The sequence below is a fragment of the Pseudonocardia sp. DxW genome, from assembly GCF_058448985.1.
This window is the reverse complement of sequence record NZ_JBZFLK010000041.1, coordinates 1-16,189: the sequence shown is the minus strand read 5'-3', so window position 1 is coordinate 16,189 and position 16,189 is coordinate 1. Positions and strand designations below refer to the sequence as shown.

The 16,189-nt window shown below is 76.1% G+C and carries 17 protein-coding genes and 1 pseudogene; 6 read left to right on the top strand and 12 right to left on the bottom strand.

What is annotated here, in order from left to right:
- The first annotated feature begins 10 nt into the window (after positions 1-10).
- The 3 genes from ACVJO7_RS32800 (at position 11) to ACVJO7_RS32790 (ending at position 2,405) form a co-directional block, all read left to right on the top strand.
- Positions 11-526, top strand: coding sequence for a hypothetical protein (locus tag ACVJO7_RS32800; RefSeq protein ID WP_491676189.1), 516 nt, complete (start codon positions 11-13; stop codon positions 524-526).
- A 94-nt stretch (positions 527-620) separates the two neighbouring features.
- Positions 621-881, top strand: coding sequence for a hypothetical protein (locus tag ACVJO7_RS32795; protein WP_491676188.1), 261 nt, complete (start codon positions 621-623; stop codon positions 879-881).
- 9 nt (positions 882-890) lie between these two features.
- Complete coding sequence (locus tag ACVJO7_RS32790) at positions 891-2,405, top strand: DUF4158 domain-containing protein (RefSeq protein WP_491676187.1); 1,515 nt, start codon at positions 891-893, stop codon at positions 2,403-2,405.
- Here the strand turns inward: ACVJO7_RS32790 and groEL are convergent.
- From groEL to amiA, 6 genes and pseudogenes are all read right to left on the bottom strand, one after another.
- Positions 2,377-2,739 (bottom strand): annotated as a pseudogene (gene groEL, locus ACVJO7_RS32785) (chaperonin GroEL); the annotation flags it as partial. The gene ACVJO7_RS32790 and the pseudogene groEL sit on opposite strands and share 29 nt — an antisense overlap.
- 98 nt (positions 2,740-2,837) lie before the next feature.
- Positions 2,838-3,839: a nitroreductase family protein gene (locus tag ACVJO7_RS32780; protein WP_491676186.1), complete on the bottom strand. Its 1,002-nt coding sequence runs from the start codon at positions 3,837-3,839 to the stop codon at positions 2,838-2,840.
- Positions 3,836-5,191: a YcaO-like family protein gene (locus ACVJO7_RS32775; RefSeq protein WP_491676185.1), complete on the bottom strand. Its 1,356-nt coding sequence runs from the start codon at positions 5,189-5,191 to the stop codon at positions 3,836-3,838. The genes ACVJO7_RS32780 and ACVJO7_RS32775 overlap by 4 nt, the downstream gene beginning before the upstream one ends.
- Positions 5,188-6,663 carry a CocE/NonD family hydrolase gene (locus ACVJO7_RS32770; RefSeq protein ID WP_491676184.1) on the bottom strand — a complete coding sequence of 492 codons (1,476 nt, stop codon included), beginning with the start codon at positions 6,661-6,663 and terminating at the stop codon, positions 5,188-5,190. Before ACVJO7_RS32770 ends, ACVJO7_RS32775 begins: the two co-directional genes overlap by 4 nt.
- Positions 6,660-7,451, bottom strand: a complete 792-nt coding sequence (locus ACVJO7_RS32765) for a hypothetical protein (protein WP_491676183.1) — start codon at positions 7,449-7,451, stop codon at positions 6,660-6,662. Before ACVJO7_RS32765 ends, ACVJO7_RS32770 begins: the two co-directional genes overlap by 4 nt.
- Before the next feature lie 101 nt (positions 7,452-7,552).
- Positions 7,553-7,672, bottom strand: a complete 120-nt coding sequence (amiA, locus tag ACVJO7_RS32760) for a streptamidine family RiPP (protein WP_020625778.1) — start codon at positions 7,670-7,672, stop codon at positions 7,553-7,555.
- Positions 7,673-7,831: 159 nt separating this feature from the next.
- Between amiA and ACVJO7_RS32755 the strand changes: the two genes are divergently transcribed.
- A complete protein-coding gene (locus ACVJO7_RS32755) occupies positions 7,832-9,073 on the top strand; it encodes an MFS transporter (RefSeq protein WP_491676182.1) in 1,242 nt (413 codons plus the stop codon).
- Between the two features lie 59 nt (positions 9,074-9,132).
- Here ACVJO7_RS32755 and ACVJO7_RS32750 read toward each other — a convergent pair whose 3' ends face one another.
- The 6 genes from ACVJO7_RS32750 to ACVJO7_RS32725 all read right to left on the bottom strand — a co-directional run bounded on the left by ACVJO7_RS32750 (position 9,133) and on the right by ACVJO7_RS32725 (position 14,662).
- On the bottom strand, positions 9,133-9,957 hold the full coding sequence (locus ACVJO7_RS32750) for an ABC transporter ATP-binding protein (RefSeq protein ID WP_491676181.1): 825 nt from the start codon (positions 9,955-9,957) through the stop codon (positions 9,133-9,135).
- Positions 9,954-11,021, bottom strand: coding sequence for a FecCD family ABC transporter permease (locus ACVJO7_RS32745; RefSeq protein WP_491676180.1), 1,068 nt, complete (start codon positions 11,019-11,021; stop codon positions 9,954-9,956). Before ACVJO7_RS32745 ends, ACVJO7_RS32750 begins: the two co-directional genes overlap by 4 nt.
- Entirely contained in the window at positions 11,018-12,037 is a 1,020-nt protein-coding gene (locus ACVJO7_RS32740; protein WP_491676179.1) for an iron chelate uptake ABC transporter family permease subunit, read from the bottom strand. The genes ACVJO7_RS32745 and ACVJO7_RS32740 overlap by 4 nt, the downstream gene beginning before the upstream one ends.
- Positions 12,034-13,032 carry an ABC transporter substrate-binding protein gene (locus ACVJO7_RS32735; protein WP_491676178.1) on the bottom strand — a complete coding sequence of 333 codons (999 nt, stop codon included), beginning with the start codon at positions 13,030-13,032 and terminating at the stop codon, positions 12,034-12,036. The genes ACVJO7_RS32740 and ACVJO7_RS32735 overlap by 4 nt, the downstream gene beginning before the upstream one ends.
- Complete coding sequence (locus tag ACVJO7_RS32730; protein WP_491676177.1) at positions 13,029-13,817, bottom strand: sugar phosphate isomerase/epimerase family protein; 789 nt, start codon at positions 13,815-13,817, stop codon at positions 13,029-13,031. The genes ACVJO7_RS32735 and ACVJO7_RS32730 overlap by 4 nt, the downstream gene beginning before the upstream one ends.
- A 419-nt stretch (positions 13,818-14,236) precedes the next feature.
- A complete protein-coding gene (locus ACVJO7_RS32725) occupies positions 14,237-14,662 on the bottom strand; it encodes a hypothetical protein (RefSeq protein WP_491676176.1) in 426 nt (141 codons plus the stop codon).
- A 136-nt stretch (positions 14,663-14,798) separates the two neighbouring features.
- On the opposite strand from ACVJO7_RS32725, the gene ACVJO7_RS32720 reads away from it, so the two are divergent.
- On the top strand, positions 14,799-14,972 hold the full coding sequence (locus ACVJO7_RS32720) for a hypothetical protein (protein WP_491676175.1): 174 nt from the start codon (positions 14,799-14,801) through the stop codon (positions 14,970-14,972).
- Positions 14,973-14,983: 11 nt separating this feature from the next.
- Positions 14,984-16,189, top strand: a 1,206-nt coding sequence (locus tag ACVJO7_RS32715) for an IS256 family transposase (protein ID WP_491676174.1), incomplete at its 3' end; no start/stop codon positions are given.

The window sequence follows — 16,189 nt, the reverse complement described above, 5'->3', positions numbered from 1 at the left end:
GAGGCACGTGATGATCGACAGCGCTGAGTGGAACGACCACCACGAGAAGACGATCGACGCCCGGCTGCATGAGCTCGGGATCGCCGGAGCCGAGGAGAGCTCTCCCGGGTCGGGCTACTACTACGGCGACGTCATGCCGCCGGAGCACTACGAGGCCAACGCCGTGCGCGACCTGGGCCTGATGCCCGACGGCTCGTTCCGCGCCCCGGCGGTCGCCCGCGCAGCGGCCGCACTCGACGACGCCCACCACGACCTGATGGCCGCCCGCGACGACCGCGACCACCATGGCGACCGGTCGCTGCCCGCGTTGAACGCGATCTGCCACGCAGGCGTGGCCGTACACCGCGCCGAGCAGGCCCTCGCCGAGGCCGAACAGCGCGAGGCCGCCGGTGACACCGGCTACTACGGCGGCGATCCCCGCCACCAGATCACCGACGACGAGCAGCTCCTGCACGCCGGCCTGACCGCCCGCCAGCTGGCTGAGCGTGAGGCCGAGAACGACCTCGACCACGAGCCCGAGCACTGACGCGATCAGCGAACACCCGCCATGTGCCCCCGGGGATGCGCCAGCACCCCGGGGGCACACCCATACCCCCTCACATCCTGGAGAGGTGCCCCTGATGCACACCCACACCAGCCCGTCGATCCCCGCCCCGACACCCGGGCCGGACCCGTTGGCCGACGTGCGCGCTGCGCGCGCGTTCCTGCTGCGGCTGGCCGACTCGCACTGCCCTGCCCTCGAGCAGCTTGTCCTCTCGGTCGGGCCCCTCGCCGCCGCCGAGCAGCTCACCGGCGGTGAGATCCGGGGTGTCGGTAAGGAACGTGTCACCGGCCGCCACTCGGTGAGGGTCGTGCGCGGAGGGCGTCACTCGTTCGGGTAGCTTGCCGCGGTGCCACGACGGCTGGATCACGACGAGCTGATCTTGCGGTGGACGCTGGTCGGTGACGAGTTGGAGCGGTGCCGGGCCAAGCGTGGCCCGTCGGGGCTGGCGTTCGCGTTGGTGTGGAAGTTCTGCGCCCAGCACGGCCGGTTCCCCCGGGACACCGGAGAGCTGCCCGACGAGGCGGTGGGGTTCGTGGCCCGTCAGCTGGGTGTGGATGCTGCCGAGCTGGTCTCGTTCGACTGGTCAGGGCGGACCGCGGAGCGCCACCGCGCCGAGGTGCGTGAGCTGCTCGGTGTCCGCGAGTGCACGCTGGCCGATCAAGAGGCCGCGGTGGATTGGCTGGTTGGCGAGGTCACGACCGCGGAGCAGCGTCCAGACCAGATCCGCGCCGAGCTGCTGGCCTGGTTGCGACGGTCTGGGGTGGAGCCGCCGACGAGCGGCCGGTTGGATCGGATGGTGCGTTCGGCGCGCGATCGCGGAGAACGGATCCTGTTCGAGCGAGTCGCCGTCCGGCTGTCGATGGAGGTCCGCGACCGCCTCAACGCGCTGGTCATCGGCATCCCGGACGAGCCCGAGGACGATGATGCCGGCGGGCACGCACCGTCCGCGGCGCCCGGGCAGGTGTTGGCGTGGGTGAAGACCGACCCGGGCCGGTTGAGCCTGAACACCATGCTCGATGAGATCGCCAAGCTGGAGACCATCCGCGCAGTCGGCCTCCCGGACGGCCTACTCGACGACGTCGCTACCCGGATCGTGTCCGCCTGGCGGGTACGAGCCGCGGTGCAGGCCCCGAGCCACCTGCGCGAGCTGAGCGCGCGGACCCGCTGGGTCCTGCTCTCGGCGTTGCTGATCCAACGCCAACGCGAGATCACCGACACCCTCGTCGAGCTGCTGATCTCCACCGTGCACGCCATCGGCGCACGAGCGGACCGGAAGGTCACCGAGGAGATGGTGGCCTCGTTCGCCCGGGTCCGGAACAAGCAGGGACTGCTGGCCCGCCTCGCCGAGGCCAGCCTCAATGAGCCCGACGCCGCGGTGCGCGATGTGGTGTTTCCGGTCGCCGGCGGCGAGAACGTGCTGCGCCAGGTGGTCGCCGAGGCCCGCGCCGCCAGCCCGGAGTTCCGCCGCAACGTCCAGGTCAGGCTGCGCGCCTCCTACTCGCATCACTACCGGGCCGGGATGGTCAAGCTGCTGCGCACCTTGCGGTGCCGGTCGTCGAACACCGCGCACGCGCCGATCATGGACGGGATCGCACTGGTGCTCCGCCACGCCGAGACCAAGCTGCAGGCCTACCCGGCCGCGGAGGCAGTGCCGCTGGCCGGCATCGTGACCGGCGACTGGGTCGAGCTGGCCTACCGGGGCGATCCCGGCTCGTCGCGGGTGCTGCGCACGGTCTACGAGCTGTGCCTGTTCCGTACGCTGCGCGAACGGCTGCGCTGCAAAGAGATCTGGGTCGAGGGCGCCGACCGCTGGCGCAACAGCGGGAGCAGGTCTTCACCGAGGAGATCTTGGAGGACATGAGCAGGACGTAGGCGTCTTCGAGCTCCGCGGTCATCCGGTCCTGGTCGGTGACGAAGTGGAGCGAGATGTAGCCCTTGTCGAAGCGCATGCCCTCGGTGAGCTCGAGCTCGAGCCCGAAGGTCTGCGACTCCTCGACCGTGATGACGCCTTCCTTGCCGACCTTGTCCATCGCCTCGGCGATGAACTCGCCGATCTGCGCGTCCGCCGCCGAGATCCCCGCCGATGCTGCGATCTGGCCCCGACTGACTACCGGCTGCGCGGTGGCCAGCAGCTGCGCACACACCGCCTCGGTGGCTTTCTCGATGCTCTTCTTCAGCGCCATCGGGTTCGCGCCTCACCCCACCCGGGCCGGGACGCCCGCCGCACGAGCCGCCGGCTCTCCGCTGCCGCCCGCGACCTGGCCTGACTGTGAGGCTGGCGGTACCGGCCCGCTCAGCGGGTCCGGGGGCCGAGCGCGAGGGCGTGCTGGACCCGGCCGCGGCCGCCGGGTCCGCGCAGGACGGCCTCGACCCAGCAGCCGACCGGGCGGGCCGCGACCCCCTGCGCGGTGGCGGCCAGCCAGGCGTCGTGCACGGCCGCGCCGGCGCGGACGTGCTGGGCGACGGTGTCCGGTCCGGGGTCGACGTCGCCGGTGACCACCAGCAGCCCGGCGATGGCGGTGAGGTCGGGCCGTCCGCAGGCGCGGTCGGTGAGGGCGGTCAGCAGCGGGTGCCCGGCGTCGAGGACGGCGGCGTGCTGACTCGCCGCGAGGCGGGAGGACGCGGCCTCCGCGAGTTCGGGGTGCCCCGGCGGGCCGGCCGGGGCGAGCGCGTCGAACGGGGTGGAGCGGCGGGCGCGCAGCACCGCGGCGGGGTGGGCGGGGCCGCTGGCGCCGAGCGGGACCGCCCCGTCGGGGCCGGGCCCGGTCGTGAGCACGACCCGGGGACGTGTGAGGTCGCCGGGGCACAGGTGCGCCGTGCGCGGCCGGCCGAGGGTGGCCGCGGCGGCGAGCACCGCGGCGGTGGCGTGGCCGAGGTCGAGCAGCAGGACCGGGAGCGAGCGCGGGCCGTAGCGCCAAACGGTGCGGGCGGGGTCCGGGGTGAGCTCGACCGGGTCGTTTTCGCCGGGCGCACCGGGGTCCGGTGGCGGCGGGGTTCCGTCGAGGGCGTGCGCCAGCGGGTCGTAGACACGGCCGCCGACCCGGGCGTCGACCGGGTAGCGGCCCCCGGCGGAGGGGACTCGGCGCAGCCGCACCCCGCCCACGACGCGGCCGGGGTCCGCGGCGAGCGCGAGGGCCAGGAGCTCGCCGAGCCCGCCGCCCTCGCGGGGCAGCGGGACGGGGCGCGCGGCGACGGTCGCCTCGGGGGGCCGGGTGCGGTGGTCGGTCGGGCCCGGGTCGGCGCCGGACCAGGCGAGCCGGAACCCCTCGGCGCCGGTCGGGCCGGGGGTGTTCACAGGAACGGCGGGGGGCAGTGCACCAGCCCGTCGGGGCCGGTGGCCGGGTCGAGGTCGAGGCCGTGTGCGCGGGCGGTGTCGCGCCAGCGCGGCAGCCCCCAGTAGCGGAACGCGGCGGGCGCGTTCGGGACGAGCCCGGTGGCGCAGGTGCGCACGACCCGCCACGGCGTCTCGGCGACGTCGGGGGTGGTGAGGTCGACGCGGGCGATGCGGTGGCCGTCGGCGAGCAGCGCCGCGGTGAGCCGGTCGAGGTCCCCGGCCGGGCCGGGGCGCAGCGGGCCGCGGGTGGCGGGGTCGGTGAAGCGGGGCAGGTGCTCCTCGCGGACCCGGGGGTCGAGCCAGACCTGGACCTGCGCGCCGAGGTCGCGGACGGCGGCGTAGCGGGGGCCGGCGTCGTCGCGGTAGCGGCGGTCGGCGCGGTGGTCGAGGTAGAGGCCGCGGGCGAGGACGCCGGCCTCGATCGAGGCGTACACCCAGCCGTCGGGGTCGAGCAGGCCGCGGGTGAACACCCAGGTGTGCACGGCCTCCAGGACGGCCTTCGTGGCGGCCTGCGCGGGGTCGAACCGGGCGGCGCCGCCGCCGGCGACGATGCCGGTCTCGGGGTCGACGACGACCGCCCCGACGACGGCGGCCGGGTACTCGGTGGGCAGCTCGACGAGGTGCACGTCGAAGGCCGCCCCGGACAGGGCCGCGTCGAGGCCGGGCACCGAGGCGGGGTCGATGCCGTGGCCGGGCAGCCCGAGGTGCCACCAGCGTTCCAGCGCGTCGCGTTCGACGAGCTCCAGCAGGCCGCGGCGGTGGGCGTCCAGGGCGCCGTCGCCGGTGGCGATGCCGGCGTAGTTGAGGTGGTGGAAGCGGGGCTCGTCGCGGCGGGCGCCGCTGTGGTGGTTGAGCAGCACCCAGGAGGCGGGCAGCCAGGTCGGTCCGCCGTCGGCCTCGACGCCGGCGATCCAGCGGATCGGCAGGTCGTCGGTGAAGCGCCGGTAGGGACGGCCGTCCTGCCAGTCGGCGAGCAGCGGCAGCTCGGCGGGGCCCCAGCAGCGTTCGCCCTGCGCGCGCAACGCGGCCGCGGTGGTGAGCGGCAGGTCCCGGGGGACGCGGTTGCCGCAGTAGCGTTCGACGGCCTCGCCGAGGGCGGCGGTGCGGGCGCCGTCGCGGTCGCCGAAGGTGGTGCCGAGGCTGACCCGGTCGGCGGGCCAGGCGCCGAGGCGGCGGGCGTCGGACACCTCGGCGGTGACGGCGGTGTAGGCGGCAGGCAGGCCGGGGACGGGGGCGACGTCGACGAGCCGGCGGACGACGCCGCCCAGCGGGTCGACCAGTGCCTCGACCGGGAGCCGGGCGGGTGCGGTCACGGGAGGACCTCCTCGGGGATGGCGGCCGCGGCGACCTCGTCGCGGCCGGGTGCGGCGTGCGGCAGGGCCAGGTGCAGCGCGGTGACGGTGCGGTGGTCGGCATGCAGGACGGTGGCGTGTGCCGGGTCGTGTCCGGTGTGCGGGTTGCGGGCGTGCGCGGGCCAGTGGTGTCCGGCGATCTCGACGCGCAGCCGCTCGCCGCCGTCGAGGGTGGCGCCGACCGGCGGCGTGGTGACGCGGACCCGCTGCGGTGCGGGGCCGCGGTGGTGGTGGCGGCGGTGCACGGCGGTGACGAGGTCGTGGCCGCGCAGCCCGACGCGCACGACCCAGTCGGCGTCGGGGGCGTCGGTGTGCCCGGTGAGGGTGATGACGAGCGGCCCGGCGAGCGTCCCGGCCGGCAGCGGCGGGGTGTGGGCGACGACCCGGCCGGGTTCCGGATCGGTCTGCGGGGCGGAGGCCCCGGGCGGGCGGGACCGCACGGGCCGGTCGGGGTCGGCGACGAAGCGGGCGGGGAAGCCGTCGTCCGGGACGGCGTCGACCGGCAGTGACGGGCGGTCGGCGGCCCGGACCCAGCGCCCGGTCCCGCCGACCGCGACGAGTGCCCCGCGCCCGCGCGGGCGCCGCTGCACCGCGGCGCGGGCCCAGGCGGCGTAGACGGCACCGATCCGGCGCCCGGCGAGCGCCGCGCCGGGCGCGGGGGCGTCGAGTTCGTGTCCCCAGGGGCCGAGGACCAGCCGGGACGGTCCGCCCCAGCGCCGGGCCAGTGCCCAGGTGCGGGCGGCGAACGGGTCGGCGGTGCCGCCGACGGCGAGCAGCGGCACCGTGGTGCGGGTGATGCCGTCCCACAGCCACGAGGTCTCCTCCGGGGCGTCCCAGAGCGCGTCCCAGCCGGGCGGCGCGGGGTGCAGCGCCGCGGTCACCGGCAGCGTCGCGGGGCTCGGCGGCGCGGGGCTCGGCGGGGCGGGGCTCGGCGGGGCGGGGCTGGGGCGCGCACCGTGCTCGGCCCACCAGCCGATCCGGCAGGCGAGCCGGGCGGCGCCGCCGGGTTCGCGGGCGGTCTCGCCGAGCCCGAGCGCGGGGACGGCGGCGAGCACGCCGGACACGTCGGGGTCGGTCAGGGCGCCGGCGACCGCGCAGTGGGCGCCGTAGCTGGCGCCGGCGAGGACGACCCGGCCGTCGCAGCCGGGGACGGCGCGCAGCGCGGCCAGCGCCGCCCGGCCGTCGGCGCGTTCGTGGGCGTAGGGGCGGAACTCCCCCGTCGACCCGCCGCGCCCCCGGACGTCGACGACGAGGCAGCCGAAGCCGTGCGCGGCCCAGCCGTGGGCCTCGGGCAGCAGCTGCGTGCGGCCGTAGGGGGTGCGGATCAGGACCGCGGGCCAGGTCGCGGTGCCGGGCCGGACGAGGGTCGCGGCGAGCCGGACACCCTCCGGGCCGGGCAGGTCGAGCACCTCCGGGCCGGGCGGGACGGTCACGGCGCGCTGTCGGGCACGGGCAGCAGCGGGTGGTCGGCGATCGCGGCGGTGTCGAGGTCGACGACCCGCAGGCGCCGCCGGGCGGGCAGGGCGGCGGGGACGAGGTCGCCGTCGGCGGGGACGTCGTGACCGGCGGCCCAGGCGCGGACGTCGGCGGCGAGCAGGGCGGCGAGCAGCGCCCGGTCGCCGGGGCCGGTCGTGGTGGCGGGCGCGGTGTCCCAGTAGGCGGACAGGTGCGGGTGCCCGGACCCGGCGGCGGCGAGGCGGCGGGCGCGGACGTCGGCGTGCCCGGCGTCGCCGGGGTGCACGGCGGGGGGTTCGAGGATCCCGTGGCGGCCCTCGACGGCGAGCCGGAAGAACGCACAGCCGCACCCGGGCAGGGTGTCGAGCGCGGTCCAGGCGGCGGGGCCGGGCCCGTCGGTGACCGCGCAGACGGCGTCGCCGGGGGTCGCGAGGACTGTGTCGCCGGGGGTCGCGAGGACCGTGTCGGGGCCGGCGCGGCGGACGTCGGTCCCGGGCCCGGTGAGCGCGGCGGCGACGGCGTCGGCCAGCGCGCCGTCCCCGACGACGGTGACGGTCACCCTGCGCGGGGCGGGCGCGTCGGCGAGGTAGCCGGCCGCGGCGAAGGCGTGGCGCTCCGGGTCGAGCCCGGCGGGGGGCTCGGGGTCGGTGCCGTCGAGCCACCGGGTGAGCGCCTCGACCGTGGGGCGCGGCAGGTCGACACCACGCAGCCGGCCGGACGCCTCGCGCAGCGCCGTCCCCTGCCCGGGGACCTCGAAGACGCTCACGCCCGGTCGCAGTCGTTCCACTGGTACTCCCCTGGTCCGTCGATGGGTCACGGCAGACCGCGGGCCCGGCACCGTCGCCGGTGCCGGGCCCGCGGCGGGTGTCACTCCTGCTCGGCGGCCTGCTCGGTCGCGAACGGGTTCTCGACCAGCGCGTTGGAGTGGCTCGCGGAGTTGTGCGGCAGGGCGCGCTCGGCCTCGAGCTCGGTGAAGATGTCCTTCATCGTTTTCTCCTCCAGTGGGTGACATCGTCCGGTTCCGGACCCCTCCATCGGGCCACAAACGACACTGATTTTCAACAGTGGGGGACGTCTCGTTCATCGGTATTGGTGATGACTGTCGTTTCACACTATGGTTCGCGCAACCCCCGACGGAAGGACCTCGTGAGCGAGACGGCCCCGACCGCGCCGGAGCACGAGCGCATCGACCTGCGCCGCTACCTGACCGCCCGGGTCGTCTCGGTCGCCGGGTCGCTGGTGGCCGCGGTCGCGCTGCCGGTGCTCGTCTATCGACTGACCGGCTCGCCCGCCTGGACCGCGGCGATCGCGACCGCGGAGGCGTTGCCGTACCTGCTGTTCGGCCTGGTCGCGGGTGCGCTGGCCGACCGGGTCGACCGCAGACGGCTGATGGTGGGCGTCGACCTGGCGTCCGGGCTGGTGCTCGCCGGGATCCCGCTCGCGTGGTGGGCCGGGGTGCTCACGCCGTGGCAGGTGCTCGGCACGGCGGTCGCGGTGCAGACCGGGTTCGTGTTCTTCGACGCCGCGAACTTCGGCGCGCTGCCCACCCTGGTCGGCCCGGACCGGATCACCGCGGCGTTCTCCACGCTCTACGGCGCGACGACCGTCGTCGAGCTGGTCGTGCCGCCGCTGGCCGGGCTGGCCGTCGCGACCCTGGCCCCGGCCGGGCTGCTCTCGGTCACCGCGCTCACCGCGGTCGCTTCCGCGCTGCTGATCCGCTCGGTCGCCGGGCGCCTGTCCCCCGGGCCGGGCACCCGCGCACCGACCCGGATCCTCGCCGACGTCGGCGAGGGGCTGTCGTTGCTGTGGGGCAACCCGGTCGTCCGGACGCTGACGCTGGTCGGGACCACCCAGGCCGTCGCGGGCGGCGCCTGGCTCGCGATGACGGTGCCGTGGGCGGACCGGGTGCTGGGCATCCGCGCCGACGGTGACGCCCGGCTGGGCCTGCTGTTCGCCTGCTGGGGCGTCGGCGGCCTGGTCGCGGCCCGGCTGGTCCCGCGGCTGTCCGGGCGGTGGGGCGGGGCGCGCCTGGCCCTGGCCGCGCTGCCGGTGTCGCTGGCCTGCGCGGTCGCGGTGGTGGCGGCGACGCACTGGGTGCCGGCGCTGCTCGCCGCGACCGCGTTCGGCGCGGCGTACTCGACGGTGGTGCTCAACGCCGTGACCTACCGGCTGCAGGTGACCCCCGAGCACGCCCGCGCCCGGGTCTCCACGACCGCCCGGATGCTGTCGTGGGGCCTCGGCACCCCCGCCGGGGCGGCACTGGCCGGGGTCGTCGCGACGACGTCCGCGGGCCCGCGCGGCGGGCTGGCCGCCGGTGCGGTGGTGCTGGCCGCCGGGGTCGCGCTGGCCTGGCTCACCCCGCCGCTGCGGCGGGCGGCCCGCGGGTAGACCCGCCCGGCGCCGCTGGGGCGGACCGGCTCGACGGGCGCCGTCACGACGCCCGTCGTCTACTCCTCGGTGCCCGAGCGCCGAGCGCTGCCGGCGACGGCCCGACCCGGGTCCGCGTCCAGGTAGCTGCAGGTCAGCCGTCCCTCGTGGGACGAGACGACCCCGCGCACCCCGAACACCTCGGCCAGCAGCCGTTCGTCGACCACCTCGGCGGGCGCCCCGTCGGCGTGCACCCGTCCGTCGCGCAGCGCGACGATCCGGTCCGCGCACCGGGCGGCCTGGGCGAGGTCGTGCAGCACCGCGACCACGGTCAGCCCCCGCTGAGCCTGCAGCTCGCGGACCAGGTCGAGCACCTCCAGCTGGTGGCGCACGTCCAGATAGGTGGTCGGCTCGTCGAGCAGCAGCACCGGGGCGTCCTGGGCCAGGGCGAGCGCCAGGCGCACCCGCTGGCGCTCCCCGCCCGACAGCAGCTCGACCGGGGTGTCGGCCCAGTCCTGCGTCCCAGTGGCCCGCAGCGCCTCGGTGACCCGGGCGTCGGCGCCGCCGCCGAGCATCCCCAGCGGCCCGCGGACCGCGTAGCGGCCCTGTGCGACGAGCGCCCGCACGGTCACCCCGCCCAGCGGCGGGAGCGCCTGCGGGAGCACCGCGACCCGCCGGGCGACCTCCCGGCGCGGGGTCCCGGCCAGCGGCCGGTCGGCCAGGTGCACGGACCCGGCGTCGGGGCGGTGCAGCCCGGCGAGCACCCGCAGCAGGGTCGTCTTGCCGCAGCCGTTGCGCCCGACCAGCGACAGCCACTCCCCCTGCCGCACCGCCAGGTCGACACCGTCGAGCACGGTGCGCCCGTCGAAGCCGACCCGGACCCCCTCGGCCCTGAGCACCGTCACAGCGCACCTCCCACCGTCGAGCGGGACCGTCGGCGGACGATCCCGATGAGCACCACCGCGCCGGCGACCGCCGTGACCGCCCCGGCGGGCACCCCGATCGGCCGGTCACCGGCCGGGGCCAGCGCCGTCACCGCCTGCGCAACGACGTCGGCCGCCACGACCGTGCCCGCCCCAGCCAGCGCGGCCGCGGGCACCAGCAGCCGCGGGTCGGCCGCGCCCCACGGGCCCAGCACCGCACGGGCGAGGTGCGGGGCGAGCAGCCCGACGAACGCGAGCGCCCCTACCGCGGCCACCGCACCCCCGGTGGCGAGCACCGCCAGCAGCACCGCCGCCGAGCGCCACCCGGCGACGGCGAGGCCGACGCCGCGGGCGTGGTCGTCGTCGACACCCAGCACCGCGAGCACCGGCCCGAGCAGCACCGCCGCGACGACGGCGGTGAGCGCCACCGGCCACAGCGCCGCCCAGTGCTCCCAGCCGCGCCCGTTGAGCGAGCCGACCAGCCAGCGCACCATCGACCCGGCCAGCTGCGGGCGGGCGGTGAGCAGCAGCAGCGTCGTGCCGCCCAGCACCGCCGACACCAGCACCCCGACGACCGCCAGCCGCAGCGGGTCCGCGGTGCCCGGCCCGGCGGCGCGCCCGGCGAGCAGCCACAGCACGCCGCCGCCGAGGGTGCCGCCGAGCAACGCCACGACGAGCACCCCCAGCGGGGTGCCGACCGGACCGCCGAGCACCGTCCCCAGCACCGCGCCGAGCACCGCGCCGGAGCCGACCCCGGTCACCTCGGGCGAGGCGAGCGGGTTGCGCAGCACCGCCTGCAGCACCGTCCCGGCGACGCCGAGGCAGGCCCCGGCGGCGAGCCCGACCAGCACCCGCGGCATCCGCAGGCCCACGACCAGGTCGGTGGCCAGCGGGTCCGCGGTGCCGGTGAGCGCCGCGACGGCGGTCGCCGGGTCCACCGCGGTGCCGACGAGCATCCCGCCCAGCGCCGCGAGGACGACCCCGGCGGCGAGCAGCCCGGCCCGGGCGACGAGCGGGGCGCCCCGGCCGGCCGCGGCCCGGCTCACCAGGGCACCGCGACGGCGGCCGGGCGGGCGGCGCGCGGGCGGCGCCACACCAGCAGCAGTGCGCCCGCGACGATCGCGACCCCGGCGGTGAACCCGCCCACCGGCAGCTCGACCGGGTACAGCACGGTGCGGGCCAGCAGGTCCGCGACGACGACCACCACCGCCCCTGCGCCGGCGCAGCCCGCCGCGCGCGGCAGCGGCTGGGCGGCCGGGCGCAGCGCCCCGACCAGCTGCGGGGCGAGGAACCCGACCCAGGCGACCGGCCCGGCCGGGCCGACGACGGCGGCGACGAGCAGGCAGGCCACCCCCAGCACCGCGGCCCGGGCGGCGCCGGTGCGCAGCCCGAGTGTCGCGGCGGCGTCGTCGCCGAGCCGCAGCGGCCCGAGCAGCGGCAGCACCGCGACGGCCGCGACGAACGCGACCGCCAGCGCGGGCAGCACCGGGGTGACGGTGGCCCAGGTGGTGCCGGTGAGCGAGCCGAGCAGGTAGCGCACGAGCACGCCCTGCTCGGTGGACCCGGTCATCGCGACCGCGGCGAGCAGCAGCGCCTGCAGCGCCGCGCCCACCCCGGCGCCGATGAGCAGCACCGCGGCCGGGCCGACGGCGCCGCGGATCGCGAGCAGCGTGAGCCCGCCCCCGACGACGGCCCCGATGACGGCGGGCAGCAGCGGCGCGAACGGCACCGCGGCCCCGGTGACGATCGTGATCGCCACCGCCGCGGCCGCCCCGGAGGACACCCCGAGCAGCTCGGGGACGGCGAGCGGGTTGCGCAGGCTGTCCTGCAGGAGCAGCCCGGCCAGTCCCAGCGCGGCGCCGGTGAGCACGCCGAGCACGAGCCGCGGGACCCGCAGCTCGGTGACCACGACGTGCTCGACCCCGCCTGCCGCGCCCAGCACCGCGGGCAGCCGGAACGGGCCGACGGCGGGGGTGCCGGTGCCGAGGACGAGTGCCACAAGCAGCACCGCACCCAGTACCGCCGCGACGGTCTCGGCGAGCGGGGGACGTGCCCGTCTCACCGGCCGGGGACCACGGCCAGCGACTGGTCGACCATCGCACCGAGGCTGCGGGTGCCGCGTCCGCTGCCCCACAGCCGCGGGTCCATCTCGTGCACCTGCCGCGCCTGCACCGCCGGGACCTGTTGCCAGACGGGGTTGTCGGCGAGCTGGTCGGTCAGGGTGCGGTCGGCGGAGGAGAACAGCAGCGAGAACGCGAACACGACGTCCGGGGCCTGGGCGAGGATCTCCTCGACGCTGTAGGTGCTGGCCGTCTCGACGTCGGCGCCGCGCGGGACGAACGGGTAGTCGTAGAGCGTCGCGAGCAGGTTCCCGTTGACGGTGTCGGTGGTGTCGACGCCGATCGTGTCGGCGCTGCCGTACATCAGCAGGACCCTGCGGTCGGCCTTTCCGGTGGCGCGGGCCTGCTCGACGCCGTCGGCCAGGGTGTTGCGGAAGCGCTGCTCCCCGGCGGTGGCCTCGGCGGTGCGCCCGGTCAGCGACCCCAGGTTCCGCAGGTAGCCGACCGACTGCTCCCAGGTGGTGGGCTGCACGAGCCAGAGCGGGGCGAACCGCTCGATCGCGGCGCGCAGCGGCTCGTGCACCCCGCCGAGCCCGATCACGAGGTCGGGGCGCAGCGCGGCGATGGACTCGACGTCCTCGCTGCCGAAGCTGCCCTTCACCGTCGGGACCTGCGCGGCCCGGTCGCCGAGCAGCACCGGGTTCTCCAGCAGGGCCGGGGTGGAGGTCCCGGCCGGGGGCAGGCCCAGCTCGACGACCATGTCGTCGCACAGCCCGGTGAGGCAGACGATCCGCCGGGGCGGGGCGGGCACGGTGACCGTGGTGCCACGCGGGTCGGTGACCGACAGCGCGGGCTCCAGGGGTGCGACGTCGCGGGAGACGGCGGGGCGCTCGGCCTGCCCGGCCGGGGCCGGTGCGGCGCCGCTGCAGCCGGCGAGCAGCAGTGCGACCAGCGCGACGGGGAGCAGGGCGGCGGCCCGGACGGCCCGGCGGCTCATCGGGCGCCTGCCAGGTCGCGGCCGGCGCGCAGGTCGCGCAGCGCGGCGGCGTCGCGGCGGAGCGAGGCGACGGCGTCGCCGGGGACGAACTCCAGCAGCACCTCCACGTCGGTGCCGTCGGCGGTGGACTGCGCCGTGAGCTCGGCCAGGACCGGCGCCCACAGGTCGGCGCGGTCGGCCAGCGGGAGCCGCTCGGTGAAGCCGTCGGCGTCCCAGGAGAAGGCGTGCACGGTCCGCGGGCGCAGCGCGCGGACCTCGGTCAGGCAGGCGTCGGTGTCGGGCAGCTCGCGGGGCTGCCAGTGGGTGACCAGCGCCGGGTGGCCGATCTCCGCGCGCAGCCGCAGCGCGGTGTCGAGGCCGTCGGTGAGGGACTCGACGTGGTGCTCGACGAGCAGCCCCATCCCCCGCTCGGCGACGGCGTCGGCGCAGCGGCGCAGCGCGTCCACGGTGCGGGCGCGCTCGGCCGGGGTGACGTCGACCGAGGCCGCGGTCCCGGCCCAGACGCGCACCCGCGGGGCGCCGAGCTCGGCCGCCGTCGCGACGACGGCGTCGAACGCGGCCGGGTCATCCGCGCCGGCCTTGTGGTAGCTGCCGTAGGTCCCGATCCGCAGCCCGGCACCCGCGCAGGCGCCCCGGGCGGCCGAGGCGGCGGCGTGGTCGCCGGGACGCACGTGCCGGTCCGCGGCCCATTCCAGCACCTCGGAGCCGGACTCGGCCGCCAGCCGTACGACGTCCGGTACGGATCTCTCGCGGAAGGTGACCGACGCCAAGCCCAGAAGCAGCATGGTCGGTAACCGTAGTCATTGTCGTTATTGGTATCCAGCGACGTTCGTCACGCGATGTCCACTTCGGCTCCGGCAGGTCGGCTACAGCAGGTCGAGCCCCGGCCGCCACGACGGTGTCGGCGTCGAGGCCGTGGTGGGCGTAGACCGAGGCGAGGTCGCCGGACTGCCCCAACCGGTGCAGCCCCGAACGGCCGGAGGGCAAGCGCGAAGCGCGGGTCGATTGCGAAGGGATGGCGCAGAGGGTCCACCGGGTCGTCGCCGAAATCGTTTATGGCTGAAGCTACCCGATCTTGCGGGGAGCTACGGGGTTCGCGCCGGACCCGAACTGCAGCTACGAGGACACCAGCGAGCGTCGGACCCTCACCCAGGAGTACATGAATGCGGTCGACTGGACCGAACCGATCGCGACACCCGCGCGACTAGGGAATTTCATGATCGCCGACAGCGCTCAGGGGTCGGCCGGTCGGGCGTGTGGAGAGCAAGAGGGCGTCGACGGCGTCGCGGCGGTGCTGATAGTCGACCAGGGCGCCATCAAGGCCGGCGGCGGATGTGTCGTCATCACCGGTGAGCACGCATTGCAGGACCGCGCCGGTGCTGGCTTCGTCGTCGAGGGCGTCGGCGAGCGCGGGGTGTGCGGCTTGGCGGATCGCGGTGGTGAGGGCCTGGAGCCGGGTCTGGGCGTCGTCGACCGGGCCGGGGTGTTCGGCGGCGAGCGCGGTCCGGTGGGTGGCTTGGGTGGCGCGGTGGGCGTGGGCGAGTTGGAGCGCTCGGGCCCGCTGCTGGGCGGTCGGCGTGTCCTCGCCGCTGGGTGTCCGGATCGGGGTCGTGCCCGTTGGTGTGGCCATGGTGCTACTCCTGCGGCTGCTCGGGTGGCTCCTGGGGCGCGTCGGTGTCCACCGGCGAACGGCGGCTGGCGCGTCGCCGTCGTGTCGCGGACGGGGAGGCTTCGCCTCGGGCCGACTCGGGCGGCCCCGCGGCAAGTTGGGTGCGGAGTTCGGTGATCTGCTGGTCGTAGCGAGCGGCCTGGTCGTCGAGGCGCTGCTGGGCGTGGGCGCGTTCGGTGGCGATGTCGTGCTCGAGCTGGCGGGTCAGGGCGCGGCCGCGTCTACGACGAGCCTGTCAGATGGTCTGTGTAACAAGATCCTCGTGAGTTGAGGAGTACACACATGACCGTGACGGATGATCAGCAAGCCCACCCGCTGGGGGCCGACGACGCGGCCGCCGAGCCGGCGTCAGCGCGGGACGCGGTGAACCGGATGGTCGAGGCCGGGCTGCTGGATCAGCTGATGTCCCAGGTCGACGCCGGCGGACTCGCGCTGACCGGGGACGGCGGCTTCCTCCCCGAGATGATCAAAGCCGTGCTGGAGCGTGGCCTGGCCGCCGAACAGACCACGCACCTGGGGTATGAGAAGGGCGACCCCGCCGGGCGAGGCACCCAGAACTCCCGCAACGGCACCACCCCGAAGACCCTGGCCACCGAGGTCGGCGACGTCGCCCTGGACGTGCCCCGGGACCGGGCGGGCACGTTCGAGCCCCGGCTGGTCCCGAAGGGCTCACGCCGTTCGGGCGGCCTCGACGAGATGATCATCTCGCTGTACGCGGGCGGGATGACCGTGCGCGACATCGGCCACCACCTGGCCCGCACGCTGGGCACCGAGCTGTCCCACGACACCATCTCGAAGATCACCGACAGCGTGCTCGAGGAGGTCAAGACCTGGCAGTCCCGGCCGCTGGAAGAGATCTACCCGATCGTCTACCTCGACGCGCTGATGATCAAGGTGCGGGACGGGCACCAGGTCCGCAACCGGGCCGCGCACATCGCCGTCGGGGTCGACCTCGACGGCGTCAAGCACGTCCTCGGGATCTGGGTCCAAGCCAGCGAGGGGGCGAAGTTCTGGGCCGGAGTCTGCTCCGAGCTGCGCAACCGCGGCGTGCGCGACGTGCTGATCGTGTGCTGCGACGGACTGACCGGCTTCCCGGAGGCGATCGAGGCGACCTGGCCGCAGAGCATCGTGCAGACCTGCACCGTGCACCTGCTGCGCGCGGCGATGCGGTTCGTCTCCCACGCCGACCGCAAGAAGGTGGCCGCCGCGCTCAAGCCGATCTACACCGCCCCGACCGACGAGGCCGCCCGCCTGGAACTGGACGCCTTCGCCGACTCCGAGCTGGGCCGGCGCTACCCGGCCGCGGTGATGACCTGGACGAATGCCTGGGAGCGGTTCATCCCGTTCCTGGCCTTCCCACCCGAGCTCCGGAAGATCATCTACACCACGAACGCGATCGTTATCTTCAGTCGGGGGACTGATCGAGCCTGTGAGCTGCTGGTTTGCCTCGTGAACAGTGTCGCTGACGTGGCTGTTCACGAGGTTCGG